The sequence below is a fragment of the Pantoea sp. y20 genome, from assembly GCF_054903455.1.
In genome coordinates, this window is sequence record NZ_CM142816.1 from 3,665,745 (window position 1) to 3,684,055 (window position 18,311).

The window sequence follows — 18,311 nt, forward strand, 5'->3', positions numbered from 1 at the left end:
CGCTGTGCAAAGCCCGCCTCCGTGCGGGCTTTTTTGTTGCTGCCTACGAAGGCAGAGCCGCGACTACGCGGAATTGCGCCATCGAATCCTGCAACTGCTGCGACTGCGCTTCCAGCGATTGGGTGGCAGCGCTGGCTTCTTCGACTAACGCGGCGTTCTGCTGCGCGGCTTCATCCATTTGCGTCACCGCCTGATTTACCTGCTCGATACCGCGACTCTGCTCTTCCGAAGCAATGGAGATCTCTTTCATCAGCGTAGTCACGCGCATCACTTCGCTGGAGATCTCATCCATGGTTTCACCGGCGCGCGTGGCCATATCGCTGCCCTCTTGCACCCGCGTCTGCGATTCTGCGATGAGCTCGCGGATCTCTTTGGCGGCGGTGGCGCTGCGACCAGCCAGCGTGCGCACTTCATTAGCGACCACGGCAAAACCACGCCCTTGTTCACCGGCACGCGCGGCTTCAACCGCAGCGTTCAGTGCCAGGATGTTGGTCTGGAAGGCAATGCCATCAATCACGCTGAGGATGTCGCCAATGCGATTGGCGCTTTGGGTGATCTCCTGCATCTTCTCCATCACGTAGCCGACCACTTCGGCACCGCGATCGGCACTGTCGGAGACATTGCTGGCGAGCTGATTGGCCTCTTTGGCGTTGCTGGCATTGAGACGCACGGTGGCGGTGAGCTGTTCCATGCTGGCCGCGGTTTGCTCCAGCGAAGCGGCGGACTCTTCGGTACGCTGCGAGAGATGCACGGTGCCCGCCGCTAACTCGCGGCTTCCTACGTCAATCTGCAAGCTGGCTTCGCGCACCTGACTGACCGAACTGCTGAGCGCCAGCTGCATATTCGCCAGCGCCTGATTGAGACGGCCTAATTCACTCTTTCCGGCTGCGGGCAGCGGCTGGGATAAATCGCCGGCCGCAATTTGCTCCAGATGCACAATCGCGCCATCAAGTGGACGCAGCAGCAGACGACGCAGCAGTTGCCAGGCAATGACGATCAGCAATAGCGTCAACGCCATCGCCACGCCAATCATGATTTTCATCTGCCACTCATTGTGTGCAGCTTGCGCCAGACGTGTAGCTGAGACTTCATCAGCATAAACGGCAAAATCATGCACGGCTTTCGCGTAGTTGCTTGCCAGCGTTGAGAGGTTGCCTTCCAAAACCTGGTAATATTCGTCGGTATACTGCTTTTGCAACGCATCCATCATCGGCACGATGGCGCCCTTATGATAGGAAGCGAACGAAGTAGCCACGGCATCGGCGAGGATTTTACCCTGAGCCGTTACCGTCCCGGCATCAATAAAGGCTTTCAGATGACGCTGGGAACTGGTGACATCCTCCTCAGCTTGTTTGGTGACGCTGGCGCCGTCCTCCAGTAATCCGATTTCGATTTTGCGCACGGCCAATGCGGCGCTGCCGCGCGCGCGCATGAGGTCGGCATTGCTTTGGTACAAACTGTTCAGTTCAATTCCCTGAATGCGGTTAATGGCATCCAGTGATTGATTGCCTGCGTTGATGGCAGAGATGCCCATCGCGCTGACTGCCAGCAGCAGCAGCGTCATAAAAGCCAAAAGCGTGAGTAATGCAGTACGAATTGATAGCTGTTTGAACATGATTATCCCCGTTTGCAAGAAAAGGCAGAAATCCGCTGGCCCTAAAACGGAAAGATTATCGGCAGTTGATCGCGGAAACTTTATCCATTGTTGATGGTCAACTGGCTGACGATCATCCAGACTTCATTTTTACTGAACTCTGCCCCAGCAAAATTTAAGGAATGAAACGATGAAAAAATGGCTCCCGATGGCGTGTTTGTTGGTCAGTGGTTTTGCGGCGGCGCAACAAAACCCTATCGATCAGCAGCTCGATCAGTGTCTGAATAAGGAATCCAGCACCGCCGGCATGTCTCAATGCTACGGCACCGCCAATAAAGCCTGGGATAAAGAGATGAACGCGCAGTACACCCAAGCGATGAAAAAATTAACCGGCGCACCTAAAGACAAATTGCGCAGCGCCCAGCGCGCGTGGCTGACCTATCGCGACAGTTGGCTGGATGCCAGCCGCAGCTATTTTGTTAGCAGCCAGGGCACGATGGCCGCGCTGTCAGTTGGTGCGCAGGGCGTCAGTCTGGTGCGTAATCAGGCGCTGATGTTGCAATCAATTAACAAAGGCAGTTGCGCCAACCCCGACGATTGTTGATTAATGTAAGCGTTTAATACGCTTAGCGCTGGCATCGGCCAGCGCGCCCATTAATCTGCAGGGAGAAACCATGGCTGCTTATGCCTCCACCATCATTCTTGTTTGCCTCGCCGTCCTCAGCTATTTCGTTCATAACAGCGCCGTTACCATCTCGATTCTGATCCTGCTGGCGATCAAGCTCACCCCGCTGTCGCAATTCTTTCCCTATGTGGAAAAACAGGGCATTCAGATTGGCATCATCATCCTCACCGTTGCGGTGATGGCGCCGCTGGCCAGCGGTACGCTGCCGGCTTCTTCGCTGTTGAAATCGTTCGCCAACTGGCAATCAATTATCGCGATTGTGGTGGGGGTTTTCGTTGCCTGGCTGGGCGGACGCGGCGTGAACTTTATGAGCGTGCAGCCGTCGGTGATTGGTGGGCTGTTGATTGGTACGGTGATTGGCGTGGCCTTCTTCCGTGGTGTGCCGGTTGGACCACTGATTGCGGCGGGGATCGTCTCGCTGTTTGTCACGGCGAAGTAGCGGGTTGGAGCATTCCGAAACGCCAAAAAGGGGGCATACTTTCAGAGTCAGTTGGCTATAATAGCCGTCACTCAACATATGACTAATGAAGGAAAGCCAGATGAGTTTGAACCAGGTGCCTGCAGGTAAAGAGTTGCCAGAAGATATCTACGTTGTCATTGAGATCCCGGCTAACGCCGATCCGATCAAATATGAAGTCGACAAAGAGTCTGGCGCCCTGTTTGTAGACCGTTTCATGTCTACCGCCATGTTCTATCCGTGCAACTACGGCTACATCAACCACACCCTGTCTCTGGATGGTGACCCGGTTGACGTGCTGGTGCCAACCCCTTATCCGCTGGTACCGGGCTCAGTGATCCGCTGCCGTCCCGTCGGCGTGCTGAAAATGACCGACGAGTCTGGCGAAGATGCCAAACTGGTAGCGGTGCCGCACACCAAGCTGAGCAAAGAGTACGATCACATCAAAGATGTGAACGACCTGCCAGAACTGCTGAAAGCGCAGATCACCCACTTCTTCGAGCACTACAAAGATCTGGAAAAAGGCAAATGGGTGAAGGTTGACGGCTGGGACAACGCAGAAGCGGCCAAAGCTGAAATCATCGCCTCTTACGAGCGCGCGCAGAAGAAGTAAGATTCTTTTCTGCCACGCATAAAAAAACACCGTCCAATGGACGGTGTTTTTATTTATGCCTCTGTTTCGCCATCTCGCCTTAACCAGTCACCGCTCGCGATATGCGTGCGACCCGCAACTGAACGCTGATAGACATACAGCCAGGCACTGCCGTAAGGCGTCTGAATAAGCTGGCGTTTGTATTCGCCATTTTTGGTGCGCAAGGCATCAAGTTCGCCGAGCGTGCTGGCGTCAATGCGATACACCTCGCAATAAACGCTGCCTTCTCCTTCCACCACGCCCGGATAGTGACCCAGATTGTAGAGATCAAACCCCACAATCTGATGGTCGCCGAGCCACTGCGCATTCGTCATCCAATGACTGTTTCCCTGTTTGCGCCGTAAACTGCCATAGACAATTATTCGCATTGCTAAAACTCAAACTGATAGAGCAGATCCAGTGCCTGATCGAGACCCGACACGGCTTCTAAATAGAGTTTGGGCATCAGGCGATAACGCAAGGTTAAGGTCGCCAGTGAATCAAATATGCCAACACCGTATTTTACTTGTAGACCCGGCAACACGTAACCACTCACCTGCACCTGCTGGCTATCGCCTACGCCAGCGGTATCAACCGCGAGATTACTGACACCGAAGGTCTCGCCGATTTTACCCACAACCTGACCACTTTGCGCAACCCCCAATCCCACCAGCGCGGAAGTTAATGCGTTGCTGTCGCCATCGCTGTTGAGTCCCTGACCACGTAACAGGTAAGAAAGCGCTTCCTGCTGTGACATCGCCGGATCGGAGAACACTTCCACTTTCGGCTCATCCGCCAGCCCGGTTACCCGTAATCCGGCGGTGACATCGTCTTCAGTGGCCTCAGGATTACGGATCGCCTCGAGATTAACGTAAGGCTGGTCCGGCGGTCCGGCGAATTGCAACTCACCTTTACGTACCAGCAGATCCTGACCATAAGCGTGGAAGCGGCCGGATGGGATGTTGATCTGGCCATTCAAGCCGAGGCCATTTTTATCCTGCACCAGTTTGAGATCGCCATTCAGCCTGGCTTTTAGGCCAAACGCCGAGAGCCGCACATCATTACCGACGTGGATCACCAGATTGCTGTTGATCGGGATTGCCGCTGTTTTCGGCTGAATCGGCTTAAGATTTTGATCCAGCATCACTTCATCAGAGGAGACGCCGGTGGCGCTTTCCGGCACTTCCTGCACGGTAATGCGCGCCCACGGAATATCCACTTTGCCGTCGAGGCTGAACGCGGCCGGCGTGGCTGCAAACACCAGATCCGGCGAGACATCCATGCGCACCATTGGCGGCACGGTAACGCGGATACGGCTACCTTGCGCCGCCACGCGCGCGCGCCAGTTATCCAGCTGGCTCCAGTCGGCGTTGCCGCTCAGGTTAAGATTGCCCTGCGCCGTCTGAATCATGCCGTTGAGCGTTGAGCTCATGCCGTTGAACACCATGTTGAGGTTGGCAGCGGTGAGATCAACCGGCATAAAGCTGCCGTCGACATCCACATCGCTCAGCCCCAACTGACCAAACACCTGCGGCTGCTGCAGCGTGCCGCCAAGGCGCAGGTTGCTGTTCAGGTTGCCTTTGATCTTCTCGCCCTGCATCAGCGCCGGATTCAACATCGCCAGCGAAATATTGCTGATGCCGATGTTGCCCGACAGCTGACGCCGATTCTCAGGATCGGCGATCTGCACATTGCCGCTCAGCTGGCCGTTGTTGACGATATGGATCAGCCAGTCAAGCTGTGCGCGACCGTTACGCAGCGCCGCATTCAGGTTCAGCGTGTCGAAGGCGATAGGCAAACTGTTGCCCTGCACGTCTTGCTCCACTTTCACGCCGCTGCCTTTCAGCGCTAAGGCGCCGGTTGGCAGCGCGCCGTCGGCGGTCCAGTTAACGCGCGCATCACCACTGAACACGCCGTTCAGTTTGGTGGCATCGGTGAGGAACGGTTTGATCATCGCCAGATCGAAGCGATTGAGCACCACATGCGCATGTCCGCTGGCACCGGCTTCAATCGGTTCCGGTACGCACAGCTGCGCGTTCGGGTTCTGCCAGCAGTGCGGCCCAATGGTGGCGGTCTGCTTGCTGTTGAGGTAATCAATCGCCATCGCCCGCGTCAGTCGCCATTCGCCTACCGGCGTGTCGAAACGCGTGTTGTTGAGATTGCCCTGCCAGCGCTGGGTTTTGCGATCAAAGCTGCCGTTCAGCGCCAGCTGACCGGAAACCGGTTCGCCCTGTACCTCGAGCTTCAGCTGATGCTGCTTTTCGTTGCCGTCGGCGTTCAGCGTTAACAGGTTCACTTTCAGCGCACCCTGCTGCAATTGTTCCACGCGCAGCTGCAGCTTACCGGCGATCTGATCGCTGGATTTCACATCGCCCTGCAACGCCACACGACGGATCTGCAGCTGCTGCCAGCGCAAACCGGTAGCCGTGAGATCGGCCAGCAGCTGCGGCGCTTGTAAGGTGCCGCGTGCTTTGATGGTGCCTTTGGCGACGCCGCCCAGGCCCGGCAGCGCGTTATCCAGCTTTGGCGCATCAATGCTGGCGTCGAGATTGAGCGTGTCGCCCAGCTCGCCCTTCACGTCCAGATGGTTGCGACCCAGCGCAATGTTAAGGCCGGGCACTTTCCACTGGTTGTAGCTGTTGCCGGTCAACGTACCTTTGGCGCTCACCGCGTTCTGCTTAACGTTTCCTTTCAGCTCCAGCTGCGGCACGCTGAGCTGCCAGGTTCCGCCGTACAAGCTGCCGCGCGTGGCAATTTTGCCCTCCAGCTTCGCTGGCCAATCCGGATACTGTTTGGCGGTGTTGATGCCCGAAAGCGTCAATTCGCTGCGCCAGCTGATGGCTTTGCTCCAGTCCACCAGCGCCGTCAGATCGATATTGCCCTGCAGCGCCGCCACGCGCAGCTTATCAAGATTGAACTGCTGCTCGTTGCCTTTGCCGTCCAGCGCAATGCTGGCAGGCGGCACGCCTTCGCCTTTCACCGCAGTGCGCAGCGACATCACGTAATCGGTGGCTTTGCCTTTGAACTGATAATCGAGATTATCCGCCTGATACTGCACCGCGCCGGTGAGCGGCCAGCGCAGCTGCGGGCTGGTGAGTTTTAGCGCCAGCGGCAAACCAGCGACCGCAGGCTGCGTGGTCGCATCCAGCTGCGCACGCACCGGACCGGAAAGATTCAGCCCCAGCTTCAGCTCGTCACGCATCGCGCCTGCAAGGTTCATTTTGATCTTCTCGCCCTTGATTGGGTCGAGATTGAGCGTGCCGTTCAGCGCAAAATTCACCGGCCAGTTATCGGCCAACGTTGCTTCACCGCTGGCGTTCACCTGCCCTTGCGGCGAATCGACATCAAAGGTTTCCAGCTGGAGATGACGATCGGCGGTTTTGGCTTTTAACAGCAGACGCGTGATTGAGATGTCGGTATCGCCGGTGATGCGCAGCTGTTCGCCCAACAGTTCCTGCACGGTGATATCCAGCGGCAGCTGGAAGTCCGGCATATCTGGTAACAGTGGCTTAGCGAATATCGCCTGCAGCGTTTCGCCCAGCGGCGGTTCATCCGGCTGCGGCTGATGCACTTTTGGCTGCACCACCTGCTCATCCACCACTTTGGCCGCTTTCGGCAGCGCGATCAGCAGGCTTTGGATATGGGTTGGCGTCAGCGTCAGTGCGCGATCCTGCCACTGCAGGCCGCTGGTGAAGTCGAGCAGGGAAATTGCGGTGTCATCCACTTTAACGTTGATGTTATGCAGCCCGACTTTGCTGAGCGTGATGGGATACGGCGTGCTGAGATTGGTGCTGCCGCTCTCCTCTTCCGGCGGCGGTGCGCTGGCCGGTGCCATTTTTTTGCTATCGACCACCACGCTGACATCCTGCAGCGCAATGTCATTGACACACACCGACGAATGCAGCAGGCAGTTGAGATTCAGCGCCAGGTGGAAACGTCCGGCATCCACGCTGACGCCCGGCATCTCATACTTCACGCCGCTTAGCGTCAGATCGCGCCAGCCACCTTCCACCTGTTTGATCGACAAACCTGGCACCCAGCGATCGGCGCCTTTCAGCAGCAGATGCAAACCCGGCGTGGTGCCCACCAGAAACGCGATGCTGCCCAACAGCAGCACCAGAAAAATACCGATGCCAATCAGGACCTTTTTCCACAGCTTCATAGTTCAGGCCCCAATCCTACATAAAATTGCAATCCATGCTCCTTGTCGTCGCCAATCGGCCGCGCGATATCAAACTTGATCGGCCCGACCGGAGAAGACCAGCGCACGCCGAAGCCGGCGCCGGTTTTCAGGTTGCTCTGCTTGATGTCGTTGACCGCTTCGCCGGAATCGACGAACACCGCGCCCCACCATTTGCCGGTCACGTTGTATTGATATTCAAGCGAGCCGGTGGCCATTTTCGAGGCGCCGGTCAGCTTGCCGTTATCATCACGTGGCGATACGTCTTTGTATTTGTAACCACGAATACTGCGATCGCCACCGGCGAAGAAGCGCAGATCCGGCGGCACTTTGTCGAAGTCGTTGGTTTCGATCCAGCCCACATTGCCGCGCGCCACAAAGCGATGCTTATCGGCGAGCGTGCGAATCCAGACGTTTTGCGCCTGCATGATGACGAAATCAACGTCCGAACCCCATGTGGTATCCGACACGTCCACCGAGTAGCGCTGCGAATCGCCCCACGTCGGCATCAGACCGCCGCGCGAACGGGTGCGGTTCAGGCTAACGCCCGGATAGAGCAGCATAGTGGTGTTGGTCACGCTGGCCTGGGTAAAGTGATCGAGGCTCCAGCGCAGGTTGATTGCCTTCTGCCAGCCGCTGCTGCTGTCCCAGTTTCGCGACATCGCCAGCGTGGTGGTATCGGCTTTGGTGTCGTTGAGATCGGTACGCTTCACACCGCCGGAGAAGGTGTAATACTGCTCCAGCGGACTTTTCAGCAGCGGGACTTTGTAGCTGAGATCGAGCTGCTGCTCCGGCGCAGAAACGTAGGCGCTGGCGGCCAGGCTGTGGCCGCTGCTGTTAATCCACGGTTTTTTCCACGTGCCTTTAATGCGCGGCCCGACATCGGTGGAGTAACCGACGCCGGTTTCAATGGTGTTTTCCACGCGTGGCGATACCACCGCATTCAGCGGCAGCACTTTGCTTTGACGACCTTTATCAAACTCAGGCGCGACCACCACCGAGTTGAACCAGCCGGTCGCCGACAAGCGGCGGTTAAGTTCGGCCAGATCGCGCGAGCTGTAGTAATCGCCCTTTTTGAACGGCACCAGATTTTGCAGATAGGCTTCGTCGATTTGCGAGCCCTGGAAACCGACATCACCGAAACGGTAGCGCGGGCCGCTATCGTAATTGATGTCCCAGAAGGCTTCGCGCCGTTCAACCGAAACGCCAAGCTGGCTTTGCTTAAAGTCACCGTCGAAGTAACCATTACGCAATGCCAGGCTGGAGAAGCCGTTTTTAAATTTGTCATAGGCGCCGTGATTCAGCTGTGTACCGACTTTCGGCGTGCCCTGTTTGACCCAGGCTTGGTAATCCTTGTCGGTGCGGGCTTCACCTTCGATCACAATGGTGCTGCCGCCGATCTTGACCGGTTCGCCGGGCTTAACGTGTGCGATCAATACCGGACGACCACCTTGCGGCGGTGCCGGGCGCGATTCAAAATTGATCTCCGGTTCGTAATAACCCAGCGCCCGCAGGCCTTCTTTGATCGCTTCCGCAACGCGCGCGCGGAAACGGCCGTCGTTCGACACCTCGTCACTGCCGATGGTGGACAAGCGTGCCCTGACGTTCTTTTGCAAATCCCCGCTAAGACCGTCCAGCTGCAAGCGCACTTTGGCTGCCTCAACGGCAGGTGCAGCAAGCAACAGGCTGGCCAAACAATAAATATGAAATCGTGGCACACGTACTCCTGTTAATAATGCCGGCCCCTATTCCGCAGGGGCGTTTATTCTCTGGAAGGGTATCACCAGCGCGCGTTTACCCATCAGCATAGCCGCTCTTTTCCCCCCACTGGCGCAAATTCAGCGACTAAGCCAAATTGTGACCTATTGTGGGTAAATGTGCTAAACGATACAACAACCAAGGCGATTCTTGAGCTCGCGAATGACGCTCACTCAGATTAATCCGACCCCCTGATGCGCGCCTATAGCGGCATGATAAGCGCTGCTGCTATAATCAGCGACCAGCAGGCCTCGCCTGCACCCTTTCTGCCCCGACGTTAACCTTATCTTGTCGAAATGGCGCAGACATTTTTGGCACGGATAGCCTGTTTGACTGGCAAGTACCGGACGTACGCCCATTCCCGCGCTGCCCAGGCCAAAAATGACAAGTGATTAACCCAACGGACCTTTTATGCTCGATAGCTTACTTGTCATTCTTTTACTGATCGTCATCAGTTCATTTTTCTCCCTTTCGGAGATCTCGCTGGCCGCCGCCCGTAAGATCAAACTGAAGCTGCTGGCTGACGAAGGCAATATCAATGCCCAGCGCGTGCTGAAGATGCAGGAACAACCTGGCATGTTCTTCACCGTAGTGCAGATTGGCCTGAATGCCGTGGCGATCCTCGGCGGTATCGTCGGCGATGCGGCGTTTTCGCCCGCCTTTAATAGCTTATTCAGCCGCATCATGGCACCCGAATTGGCTGAACAGCTCAGTTTTATCTGCTCCTTCACCATCGTGACCAGCCTGTTCATTCTGTTTGCTGACCTGACGCCAAAACGCGTCGGCATGATTGCACCGGAAGCCGTAGCGCTGCGCATTATCAACCCGATGCGCTTCTGCCTGGTGGTGCTGCGTCCGCTGGTGTGGCTGTTCAACGGCCTGGCGAACGTCTTCTTCCGTCTGTTCAAACTGCCGATGGTGCGTAAAGACGACATCACCTCCGACGATATCTATGCGGTGGTGGAAGCCGGTGCGCTGGCGGGCGTGCTGCGTAAGCAGGAACATGAGCTGATTGAGAACGTGTTTGAGCTGGAATCACGTACCGTGCCGTCATCAATGACCTCGCGCGAGAACGTGGTGTGGTTCGATTTACACGAAGATGAAACCACACTGAAAACCAAAATCGCCCAGCATCCGCACTCGAAATTCATCGTCTGCGATGGCGATATCGACCACATCGTCGGCTATGTCGATTCCAAAGAGCTACTGCTGCGTGTACTCGGCAATCAAAGCCTGACGCTGAACAGCGGCGTACAGATTCGTTCAGCGCTGATTGTGCCGGATACGCTGACGCTTTCTGAAGCGCTGGAGAGCTTCAAAACCGCTGGTGAAGACTTCGCGGTGATCATGAACGAATACGCGCTGGTGGTGGGCATCATTACGCTGAATGATGTGATGACCACGTTGATGGGCGATTTGGTGGGTCAAGGTCAGGAAGAGCAGATTGTCGCGCGCGATGAGAACTCATGGCTGGTCGAAGGCGGCACGCCAATTGATGACGTGATGCGCGTGCTGGATATCGATGATTTCCCGCAGTCTGGCAATTATGAAACCATCGGCGGCTTCATGATGTACATGCTGCGCAAGATTCCGAAGCGTACCGACTTTGTGAAGTTTTCCGGCTACAAGTTTGAAGTGGTGGATATTGATAGCTACCGTATCGACCAGCTGCTGGTTACGCGTATTGATGAACGCCCGCCGGTGCTGAATGTGAACAAAAATACGGTGGATGAATCTGAGTCGTCCCAGGATCGCAATTGATGGCGACAAGCCAACAACCGCACTAAAAACTGAGGGCGCCATCGGCGCCCTTTCTTATGCTTACTTAGTTGTACTCGGCTTGCAGCCGCAGCACCTGGCGATTGATTTCTGACATCACGCTAAGATGCTGTTTATCTTTGACACGCGGCAACATCACTTTGCCCTTATCAAACTCGAACGCGCCCACGTCCTTGATGTACAACCTTCCTCTAAATAGCGTTTTGACATATTTCGCAATTTGCAGCGGATTATAGCGCTGGAAGATCTTCATGCTGTTTAACTCCTAAAATGTTTAATACGCTCCGTCGTCACCAAATTTGGTACGAACCCGTGAAGCGCAAATGAGGCATAACTATAGAGCATCCTTTCTTAGCCGTGTTCCGAAAAGGTGAATTATTTACTGAATTGACACATCATTACAGAATACTCTGTTATCAGCCTCACTAAACCCAGTATAAACCTTCACTCATTATGGAATTGTGGCATAGGTTGCAAACCTGTTAACTCATTGCGACAGACGCATCATCCACGCCTAATATTGCAGGAACATGAACAACTGGTCGGATCACCAAGGAGAGTAATAAATGCGTTTGAGACACACTGTGATAGCACTGGCACTCTTGCTGCCGGGCCTGGCTGCGGCACATGCCTTCAAACTGGGTGAACGCGTGCCAGCCGTTGGCGTTAACGACAAAGGAGAGCTGGTTTATCAACAAGATGAAGATAAGTTTAGCTACAAATCCTGGAATAGCGCGCAGCTAAGCGGAAAAGTTCGCGTTATCCTGCATATTGCCGGGCGCTCTTCTGCTAAAGAGCAGAATGCGGCGTTAATTGAAGCCATCAAAGCTGCGCATCTGCCGCACGATCGTTATCAAACCACTACTATCGTCAATACCGACGATGCGATTCCGGGCACCGGCATGTTCGTGCGCAGCAGCCTTGAGAGCAATAAGCAGCAGTTCCCATGGTCGCAGTTTATCGTCGATAGCAACGGCAGCGCGCGTCAGGCCTGGCAGCTGGAGAAAGGCGGATCCGCGATTGTGGTGCTGGATAACACCGCACATGTGCGCTACGTCAAAGATGGTCCGCTGACGCAGGACGAAGTGCAGCAGGCGATGAAGTTAATTCACGAGTTGTTGCAGAAGTAAGTGGAGGTCGCCGTCAATGGCGACCCGATGAAATCTTAAAACAGCGAAACGCGGAAACCGGGATTAAGGAAAGATTCTCGCGGCGTGTAATCCAGCGTTTTCCCCTGCCAGTCATGCACATGCGCACCAGCCGCAATCGCCACCGCATGGCCTGCGCCGGTATCCCAGATGTTAGTGGGCCCGAAGCGCGGATAGAGTTGCGCGCTGCCTTCAGCTACCAGACAGAACTTCAGCGATGAACCAATCGCGGTGGTTTGATGCTCGCCGAGCTGGTGCAAATACTCCTGCAACTCGGTATCGCTCTCAAAATGCGAACGGCTAACCACCACTAATGGTGGACGCGCTTCACGCGCATGAATCTGCGTCTGCTGGCCGTTCTCTTCTTTCCAGGCTTTACCCTCAGCCGCCGAGTACATCACGCCCAGCACGGGCGCATAAACCACGCCCAATACCGGTTTGCCATTTTCGATCAGCGCAATGTTGACTGTAAACTCGCCGTTGCGCTTGATGAACTCTTTGGTGCCATCGAGCGGATCGACCAGCCAGTATTTCTGCCAGTGCTGACGCACGTCCCAGCTCGGGGGATCCTCTTCAGATAGCACCGGCACCCCCGGCGAAAGCGCCGTCAGACCTTGCACAATCACGCGATGCGCCGCGAGATCGGCCGCGGTAACGGGAGAATCATCCGACTTACGGGTCACGTCAACCGGCTCTGCGCCGTTATATACCTGCATAATGGCATCGCCCGCATCACGCGCCAGCTGACAAATTTTATCTAACATTCTTTACCTCTTTTCCGCTGATTCTGCCTGTCAGACACCAACCGCCAATCTGTCCTTATTTTAGCAGTTGTCATTCAACAGCCTGCGACTGTGCTGTCTGCTACGGCAATCTATTTGAATATCAATACCATAGTTCATCATCGGCGGCTATGGCGGGATGCTGAATGCGCTTTTAGCGCGGCCCGGCGGGAGATATTGGATGAAAGTCCGAGCTTCATCACAAATTGAAATGATAATTCGTCATGGTTTTACATTATTTTGAGAGGCCCATTGGACCGAACAAGGAGCAAGCGATGTTCAAAGCGAGCATGTCGTTATTGGCACTCTGTATAACTGCCGCCACGGTACAGGCTGCTACGGTGGATCTGCGCATTCTGGAAACCACCGATCTGCACAGCAATATGATGGATTTCGATTATTACAAAGATACGCCGACGGAGAAATTTGGCCTGGTACGCACCGCCACCTTAATTCAGCAGGCCCGCGCGCAAGCGAAGAACAGCGTGCTGGTCGATAACGGCGATATTATTCAGGGCAGTCCGCTGGGCGATTACATGGCGGCGAAAGGGCTAAAACCGGGCGAAGTTCATCCGGTATATAAAGCGATGAATACGCTGGATTACGCGGTCGGAAACCTCGGTAATCATGAGTTCAATTACGGTTTACCTTATCTGCAAAAAGCGCTGGCCGGCGCGCGTTTCCCTTACGTCAACGCCAACATTATCGATGAAAAGAGCGGAAAACCACTGTTTACGCCCTACTTAATCAAGGAAACCACCGTTACAGACCGTGACGGTAAGCCGCATACGCTGAAAATTGGTTACATCGGCTTCGTTCCCCCGCAGATTATGGTTTGGGATCGCAACAATCTGCAGGGAAAAGTGCGGGTTGATGACATCACTGAAACAGCGAAGCGCTATGTGCCGGAAATGCGCGCAAAAGGTGCTGAAATAATCATCGCTATTCCGCACTCCGGTTTGAGCAGTGAACCCTATCATGCCATGGCCGAAAATTCGGTCTATTACCTCAGCCAGGTTGCTGGCATCAACGCCATCATGTTCGGTCACGCTCACGCGGTCTTCCCGAGCAAAGAGTTTGCGGCAATTAAAGGCGCTGATATCGCCCAAGGCACACTTAACGGTATTCCGGCGGTGATGCCCGGTATGTGGGGCGATCATCTGGGTGTGGTCGATCTGGTGCTGAATAACGAGGGCGGCAAATGGCAGGTTGCGCAGGGCAAAGCCGAGGCACGTCCAATTTATAACAGCGCGGCGAAAAAATCGCTGGCTGCCGAAGATGCCGATCTGGTGAAAGTGCTGGAGCAGGATCACCGCGCCACGCGCGATTTTGTTGCCAAACCGATCGGTAAATCCGCCGACGTGATGTACAGCTACTTGTCGCTGGTGCAGGACGATCCCACGGTGCAGATCGTTAACAACGCGCAGCGCGCTTACGTCGAGCACTTTATTCAGGGCGATCCTGATCTTGGCCGCTTGCCGGTGCTCTCCGCCGCCGCGCCGTTTAAAGCTGGCGGCCGCAAAAACGATCCCGCCAGCTATGTCGAAGTGGAGAAAGGTAACCTCACTTTCCGTAACGCCGCCGATCTCTATCTCTACCCCAATACGCTGGTGGTGATGAAAGTCAGCGGTGCACAGGTGAAAGAGTGGCTGGAGTGTTCAGCCGCGCAGTTTAATCAAATCGATCCGCACAGCAGCAAACCGCAAGCGCTGATTAACTGGGATTTCCGTACCTATAACTTCGATGTAATCGATGGCGTGCAGTATCAAATCGATGTCACGCAGCCGGCGCGCTATGACGCAGAGTGCTCGCTGATTAACAAGGGGGCTTCGCGCATTAAGGATCTCAGCTGGCAAGGCAAACCTATTGATCCTCAGGCCAGTTTCCTGGTCGCCACCAATAACTATCGCGCTTATGGCGGCAAGTTTGCCGGCACCGGCGATAAGTATGTCGCCTTCGCGTCGCCGGATGAGAATCGCTCGGTGGTTGCCGCCTATATCAGCAGCGAAACCAAAGTGCATGGCGAAGTGAAACCGCAGGCCGATCACAACTGGCGTTTAGCGCCGATTAACAGCACCACGCCGCTGGATATCCGTTTTGAAACCGCGCCTGGTGCGAAAGCGACGAAGTTTATCGAACAGCACGCCGATTACCCGATGAAAGCGGTGGGCAGCGACGAGATAGGTTTTGCGTTGTGGCAGGTGGATTTGCAGAAGAAATAGTTGTTATAAGCGGGTTGCCAGATGCGTAGCTGGCACCCTGCTCTGATGTAATACCGCCAAAATAATAATGCCTTTCTGGCCTGGCTGGTAATAAACCATGTGACTGACATAGGGAAAGCTGAGTACACCTTCTGCAACATCCAGCGCTCTGCTTTTTCCCAATGTCGGCATTTCTGCCAGCGTGCGTAACGTCTCCTGCAAACGCCTTAAATAGATTTTTGATTGCGCATCGCCCCAGTTCTGCATAGTGAACCGGCGAATATCGACAAGATCCTGCCGCGCTTCATCCGTAAGCTGATAATTAGCCATTTAACCCAGCAATTGGTCGAAAAAGGTTTCACCATCGGTCAGTTGTGCGTTGGCAATATCATTTCTGGCTCGGGCAATTTTTTCCTGCAGAAATTGCTGCTTCATGGCCTCTATCGCCTGATACTCCTCAGCGGAGATGACCACTGCTACCGGCTTTCCGTTACGGCTAATCTGGACCGGCTCACGCTGCGCTTTCAGCAGCATATCGCCAAATTGGGTTTTGGCTTCGTTGGCGGAAAGTGAATACATACCGCACCTTTCGTGTGAATCGTTCGATTCGCACATTATATGCGCTGATTAATTTAAAACCAGCTTGTTCTACAGATATAAAAAAACCGGCACGATCGCGTGCCGGTTTTGAGAATCAACTTGGCTACTTACAGAATTTCCAGCAGCTCAACTTCAAAGATCAGGGTGCTGAATGGCGGGATGGAAGCACCAGCACCGCGTTCGCCGTAAGCGAGGTTGTGTGGAATCGCCAGTTCCCACTTGGAACCGACTGGCATCAGCGTCAGCGCTTCGATCCAACCGGCGATTACGCCGCTAACCGGGAATTCTGCGGGTTCGCCACGCGCGACTGAGCTGTCGAATACCGTGCCATCGATCAGTTTGCCGGTGTAATGCACGCGCACACGATCCTGACGTGAAGGAATTGGACCTTCGCCCTGCGTGATGACACTGAACTGCAGACCGGTTTCGGTGCTGCTTACGCCTTCGCGTTGTGCGTTCTGCTCAAGGAAAGTCTGACCTTCTGCCGCCATCGCTTCTACACGCTCACGACGCACGCCTTCAGCGCGCTCGTGCACTTCACGCAGTGCGCGATGTACCACGTCAACCGGGACGGCCGGTGAGTTCCCTTCCAGCGCGTCGCGCAGGCCGGCGAGCAGTGCTTCTGGCTGCAGACCCTGCAGTCCAGACTCTTGCAGCTGCTGGCCTACCTGTAAACCGATACCGTAACTTGCTTGTGATTCGACGCTGTCGAATGAAGGGGTCGTCATCTTGATTCCTTAATCCCGGAGAAAAATAGAACCGGCAGCATACCAGCGCGGGCGGCTGGCGTAAAATCTCACGCGCCGCAGATGACATTTCCCGGCGAAACGGAAACAATACAGCGGTCAAATTTTTCAATGCTGCCAGGCACTTCCTGTCAGCATTGCTCATACTATAGCTGTGGCGAGGTTTTCACCCGCCACCGTCGGAACAAGAGAGAATACATGGGCCAGATCGCCCCACGACGTCGCAGGACGCGCGCACCGCGTACTTTATTACCTTGGTTGCAACGTTGGCTGCCGCGCATTCCGCGCCAGGCCGCCAGCGAGGAGGATTCACGAATGGCTTCCGATCACCCTTCCCGCGTTCCCGCCGCACTACAGCGCGTCTGGCATTTGCTGGATGATGTGCGCTGGATGGATCCGCTACCCGCTTTGCATCGTCGCGGCATCGTCATTGCCCTGCTGGTGCTGCTGCTGGCGTTTCTCTGGCCGAGCAGCACGCCGCAATATCCGGTTGAGCGTCCGGCGGACACTGGCGCTAAAGAAGTGCCGATGCAGGCGGAGATTTACGACAATAATCAACAGCAAAACACGCCGGCGAAAACCGATTCGCAGGGCGAGTGGCGCACCTATAATGTGGCATCAGGCCAGACACTGGCACAGCTGTTCCGCGACAATAATTTACCGGTGAATGATGTGTTTGCCATGGCGCGAGTCGAAGGTGATGGGCAGCCGCTGAGTGCGTTACAGAATGGTCAGCAGGTGAAGATTCGTCAGAACGCGCAAGGCGTGGTGACCGGTTTAACGGTGGATGGCAGCAACGGTCCGGTGCTGTTTACACGCCAGCCAGATGGCAGCTTTATCCGCGCTCAGTAAAACGCAGAAACAAAAACGCCGGCACATGGCCGGCGTTTTCGCATTACCGAGTATACTCGTCATAATCCAAGTTACAGATGCGTTGGCTACGCTCATTCACCCCTGTCACTTACCGAAGTAAGCTCAGGGGATTCATTCCCTTGCCGCCTTCCTGCACCTTGAATTATTTAGAGTAACAATTACTCAGCAACTACATTCACAACCAGTTTAGCGAAGACTTCGCTATGGATCTGGAAGTCAACTTCGTGCTCACCAGTGGTGCGCAGTACGCCTTCTGGAAGACGAACTTCGCTTTTAGCCACTTCAACGCCAGCTGCAGTTACTGCATCAGCGATGTCACGGGTACCGATGGAACCGAACAGCTTACCAGCGTCGCCTGATTTAGACGCGATGGTTACGTTGCCCAGTGCGTTGATTTTCTCTGCACGTGCGTTAGCAGCAGCCAGAACGTCAGCCAGTTTGGCTTCCAGTTCAGCGCGACGTGTTTCGAAGAACTCAACGTTTTTCTTGGTAGCAGGAACAGCTTTACCCTGTGGAACCAGGAAGTTACGAGCGTAGCCCGCTTTAACGTTAACCTGATCACCCAGGCTGCCCAGGTTTGCTACTTTATCAAGCAGAATAACTTGCATTACCTTATCCTCTTAAAGTCGTTAATGGACAACTACCGATTACTGATGACGATCAGTGTACGGAAGCAGGGACAGGTAGCGAGCGCGCTTGATGCAACGAGCGAGCTGGCGCTGGTATTTTGCACGAGTACCGGTAATACGGCTCGGGACAATTTTACCGCTTTCGGTAATGTAGTTTTTCAGTGTAGCGATATCTTTGTAATCAATCTCTACAACGCCTTCCGCGGTGAAACGGCAGAACTTGCGACGACGGAAATAACGTGCCATTT

General features: G+C 55.0%; 18 protein-coding genes. 7 read left to right on the plus strand and 11 right to left on the minus strand.

Annotated features, from left to right (window positions below; translation table 11 throughout):
- Nucleotides 1–43 precede the first annotated feature (43 nt).
- A complete protein-coding gene (locus ACYAC5_RS16935) occupies nucleotides 44–1,615 on the minus strand; it encodes a methyl-accepting chemotaxis protein (protein ID WP_462062049.1) in 1,572 nt (523 codons plus the stop codon).
- Nucleotides 1,616–1,784: 169 nt separating this feature from the next.
- On the opposite strand from ACYAC5_RS16935, the gene ACYAC5_RS16940 reads away from it, so the two are divergent.
- From ACYAC5_RS16940 to ppa, 3 genes are all read left to right on the plus strand, one after another.
- Nucleotides 1,785–2,198 carry a lysozyme inhibitor LprI family protein gene (locus ACYAC5_RS16940; protein ID WP_101762885.1) on the plus strand — a complete coding sequence of 138 codons (414 nt, stop codon included), beginning with the start codon at nucleotides 1,785–1,787 and terminating at the stop codon, nucleotides 2,196–2,198.
- Nucleotides 2,199–2,268: 70 nt separating this feature from the next.
- The gene (locus tag ACYAC5_RS16945) at nucleotides 2,269–2,718 is read left to right on the plus strand and encodes a DUF441 domain-containing protein (protein ID WP_008103576.1); all 450 of its coding nucleotides are present in this window, start codon (nucleotides 2,269–2,271) and stop codon (nucleotides 2,716–2,718) included.
- A gap of 100 nt (nucleotides 2,719–2,818) precedes the next feature.
- Nucleotides 2,819–3,349 carry an inorganic diphosphatase gene (gene ppa / locus ACYAC5_RS16950; protein ID WP_007892166.1) on the plus strand — a complete coding sequence of 177 codons (531 nt, stop codon included), beginning with the start codon at nucleotides 2,819–2,821 and terminating at the stop codon, nucleotides 3,347–3,349.
- A gap of 53 nt (nucleotides 3,350–3,402) precedes the next feature.
- Here ppa and ACYAC5_RS16955 read toward each other — a convergent pair whose 3' ends face one another.
- The 3 genes from ACYAC5_RS16955 to tamA are packed head-to-tail and all read right to left on the minus strand — an operon-like array spanning nucleotide 3,403 to nucleotide 9,265.
- Complete coding sequence (locus ACYAC5_RS16955) at nucleotides 3,403–3,756, minus strand: gamma-glutamylcyclotransferase family protein (RefSeq protein WP_101762883.1); 354 nt, start codon at nucleotides 3,754–3,756, stop codon at nucleotides 3,403–3,405.
- A 2-nt stretch (nucleotides 3,757–3,758) separates the two neighbouring features.
- Nucleotides 3,759–7,529, minus strand: coding sequence for an autotransporter assembly complex protein TamB (tamB, locus tag ACYAC5_RS16960; protein ID WP_312464850.1), 3,771 nt, complete (start codon nucleotides 7,527–7,529; stop codon nucleotides 3,759–3,761).
- On the minus strand, nucleotides 7,526–9,265 hold the full coding sequence (gene tamA / locus ACYAC5_RS16965; protein ID WP_137386596.1) for an autotransporter assembly complex protein TamA: 1,740 nt from the start codon (nucleotides 9,263–9,265) through the stop codon (nucleotides 7,526–7,528). Before tamA ends, tamB begins: the two co-directional genes overlap by 4 nt.
- A 451-nt stretch (nucleotides 9,266–9,716) precedes the next feature.
- Between tamA and paeA the strand changes: the two genes are divergently transcribed.
- Nucleotides 9,717–11,066 carry a polyamine export protein PaeA gene (paeA, locus tag ACYAC5_RS16970; protein WP_101762880.1) on the plus strand — a complete coding sequence of 450 codons (1,350 nt, stop codon included), beginning with the start codon at nucleotides 9,717–9,719 and terminating at the stop codon, nucleotides 11,064–11,066.
- Nucleotides 11,067–11,130: 64 nt separating this feature from the next.
- Here paeA and ACYAC5_RS16975 read toward each other — a convergent pair whose 3' ends face one another.
- Nucleotides 11,131–11,337 (minus strand): DUF1107 domain-containing protein, encoded by a 207-nt coding sequence (locus ACYAC5_RS16975; RefSeq protein WP_007892150.1) that lies wholly within the window; start codon nucleotides 11,335–11,337, stop codon nucleotides 11,131–11,133.
- 313 nt (nucleotides 11,338–11,650) lie between these two features.
- Between ACYAC5_RS16975 and ACYAC5_RS16980 the strand changes: the two genes are divergently transcribed.
- A complete protein-coding gene (locus ACYAC5_RS16980) occupies nucleotides 11,651–12,214 on the plus strand; it encodes a YtfJ family protein (RefSeq protein WP_101762879.1) in 564 nt (187 codons plus the stop codon).
- Nucleotides 12,215–12,249: 35 nt separating this feature from the next.
- On the opposite strand, the gene cysQ is transcribed toward ACYAC5_RS16980, so the two are convergent.
- Nucleotides 12,250–12,996, minus strand: a complete 747-nt coding sequence (gene cysQ / locus ACYAC5_RS16985) for a 3'(2'),5'-bisphosphate nucleotidase CysQ (protein WP_101762878.1) — start codon at nucleotides 12,994–12,996, stop codon at nucleotides 12,250–12,252.
- Between the two features lie 293 nt (nucleotides 12,997–13,289).
- Between cysQ and ACYAC5_RS16990 the strand changes: the two genes are divergently transcribed.
- A complete protein-coding gene (locus ACYAC5_RS16990; protein WP_192412247.1) occupies nucleotides 13,290–15,236 on the plus strand; it encodes a bifunctional 2',3'-cyclic-nucleotide 2'-phosphodiesterase/3'-nucleotidase in 1,947 nt (648 codons plus the stop codon).
- A gap of 3 nt (nucleotides 15,237–15,239) precedes the next feature.
- On the opposite strand, the gene ACYAC5_RS16995 is transcribed toward ACYAC5_RS16990, so the two are convergent.
- The 3 genes from ACYAC5_RS16995 to fklB all read right to left on the minus strand — a co-directional run bounded on the left by ACYAC5_RS16995 (nucleotide 15,240) and on the right by fklB (nucleotide 16,543).
- Nucleotides 15,240–15,545 (minus strand): type II toxin-antitoxin system RelE/ParE family toxin, encoded by a 306-nt coding sequence (locus ACYAC5_RS16995; protein ID WP_192412249.1) that lies wholly within the window; start codon nucleotides 15,543–15,545, stop codon nucleotides 15,240–15,242.
- Nucleotides 15,546–15,794, minus strand: coding sequence for a type II toxin-antitoxin system Phd/YefM family antitoxin (locus ACYAC5_RS17000; protein ID WP_192412251.1), 249 nt, complete (start codon nucleotides 15,792–15,794; stop codon nucleotides 15,546–15,548).
- 128 nt (nucleotides 15,795–15,922) lie between these two features.
- Nucleotides 15,923–16,543 carry an FKBP-type peptidyl-prolyl cis-trans isomerase gene (gene fklB / locus ACYAC5_RS17005; RefSeq protein WP_008103590.1) on the minus strand — a complete coding sequence of 207 codons (621 nt, stop codon included), beginning with the start codon at nucleotides 16,541–16,543 and terminating at the stop codon, nucleotides 15,923–15,925.
- Between the two features lie 216 nt (nucleotides 16,544–16,759).
- On the opposite strand from fklB, the gene ACYAC5_RS17010 reads away from it, so the two are divergent.
- Complete coding sequence (locus ACYAC5_RS17010) at nucleotides 16,760–17,413, plus strand: LysM-like peptidoglycan-binding domain-containing protein (protein WP_158238609.1); 654 nt, start codon at nucleotides 16,760–16,762, stop codon at nucleotides 17,411–17,413.
- Nucleotides 17,414–17,592: 179 nt separating this feature from the next.
- Here ACYAC5_RS17010 and rplI read toward each other — a convergent pair whose 3' ends face one another.
- A complete protein-coding gene (gene rplI, locus ACYAC5_RS17015; protein ID WP_008103594.1) occupies nucleotides 17,593–18,042 on the minus strand; it encodes a 50S ribosomal protein L9 in 450 nt (149 codons plus the stop codon).
- A gap of 39 nt (nucleotides 18,043–18,081) precedes the next feature.
- The gene (gene rpsR / locus ACYAC5_RS17020) at nucleotides 18,082–18,309 is read right to left on the minus strand and encodes a 30S ribosomal protein S18 (RefSeq protein WP_002210155.1); all 228 of its coding nucleotides are present in this window, start codon (nucleotides 18,307–18,309) and stop codon (nucleotides 18,082–18,084) included.
- Between the last annotated feature and the right edge of the window lie 2 nt (nucleotides 18,310–18,311).

Bases quoted from the DNA above. Each gene is read 5' to 3' on its own strand.
- ppa (WP_007892166.1), top strand. From the start codon at position 2,819: ATGAGTTTGAACCAGGTGCCTGCAGGTAAAGAGTTGCCAGAAGATATC.
- ACYAC5_RS16980 (WP_101762879.1), top strand. From the start codon at position 11,651: ATGCGTTTGAGACACACTGTGATAGCACTGGCACTCTTGCTGCCGGGC.
- ACYAC5_RS16990 (WP_192412247.1), top strand. From the start codon at position 13,290: ATGTTCAAAGCGAGCATGTCGTTATTGGCACTCTGTATAACTGCCGCC.
- ACYAC5_RS16975 (WP_007892150.1), bottom strand. From the start codon at position 11,337: ATGAAGATCTTCCAGCGCTATAATCCGCTGCAAATTGCGAAATATGTC.
- ACYAC5_RS16940 (WP_101762885.1), top strand. From the start codon at position 1,785: ATGAAAAAATGGCTCCCGATGGCGTGTTTGTTGGTCAGTGGTTTTGCG.
- ACYAC5_RS16935 (WP_462062049.1), bottom strand. From the start codon at position 1,615: ATGTTCAAACAGCTATCAATTCGTACTGCATTACTCACGCTTTTGGCT.
- ACYAC5_RS16995 (WP_192412249.1), bottom strand. From the start codon at position 15,545: ATGGCTAATTATCAGCTTACGGATGAAGCGCGGCAGGATCTTGTCGAT.
- fklB (WP_008103590.1), bottom strand. From the start codon at position 16,543: ATGACGACCCCTTCATTCGACAGCGTCGAATCACAAGCAAGTTACGGT.
- rpsR (WP_002210155.1), bottom strand. From the start codon at position 18,309: ATGGCACGTTATTTCCGTCGTCGCAAGTTCTGCCGTTTCACCGCGGAA.
- cysQ (WP_101762878.1), bottom strand. From the start codon at position 12,996: ATGTTAGATAAAATTTGTCAGCTGGCGCGTGATGCGGGCGATGCCATT.
- ACYAC5_RS17010 (WP_158238609.1), top strand. From the start codon at position 16,760: ATGGGCCAGATCGCCCCACGACGTCGCAGGACGCGCGCACCGCGTACT.
- tamB (WP_312464850.1), bottom strand. From the start codon at position 7,529: ATGAAGCTGTGGAAAAAGGTCCTGATTGGCATCGGTATTTTTCTGGTG.
- paeA (WP_101762880.1), top strand. From the start codon at position 9,717: ATGCTCGATAGCTTACTTGTCATTCTTTTACTGATCGTCATCAGTTCA.
- rplI (WP_008103594.1), bottom strand. From the start codon at position 18,042: ATGCAAGTTATTCTGCTTGATAAAGTAGCAAACCTGGGCAGCCTGGGT.
- ACYAC5_RS16955 (WP_101762883.1), bottom strand. From the start codon at position 3,756: ATGCGAATAATTGTCTATGGCAGTTTACGGCGCAAACAGGGAAACAGT.
- ACYAC5_RS17000 (WP_192412251.1), bottom strand. From the start codon at position 15,794: ATGTATTCACTTTCCGCCAACGAAGCCAAAACCCAATTTGGCGATATG.
- ACYAC5_RS16945 (WP_008103576.1), top strand. From the start codon at position 2,269: ATGGCTGCTTATGCCTCCACCATCATTCTTGTTTGCCTCGCCGTCCTC.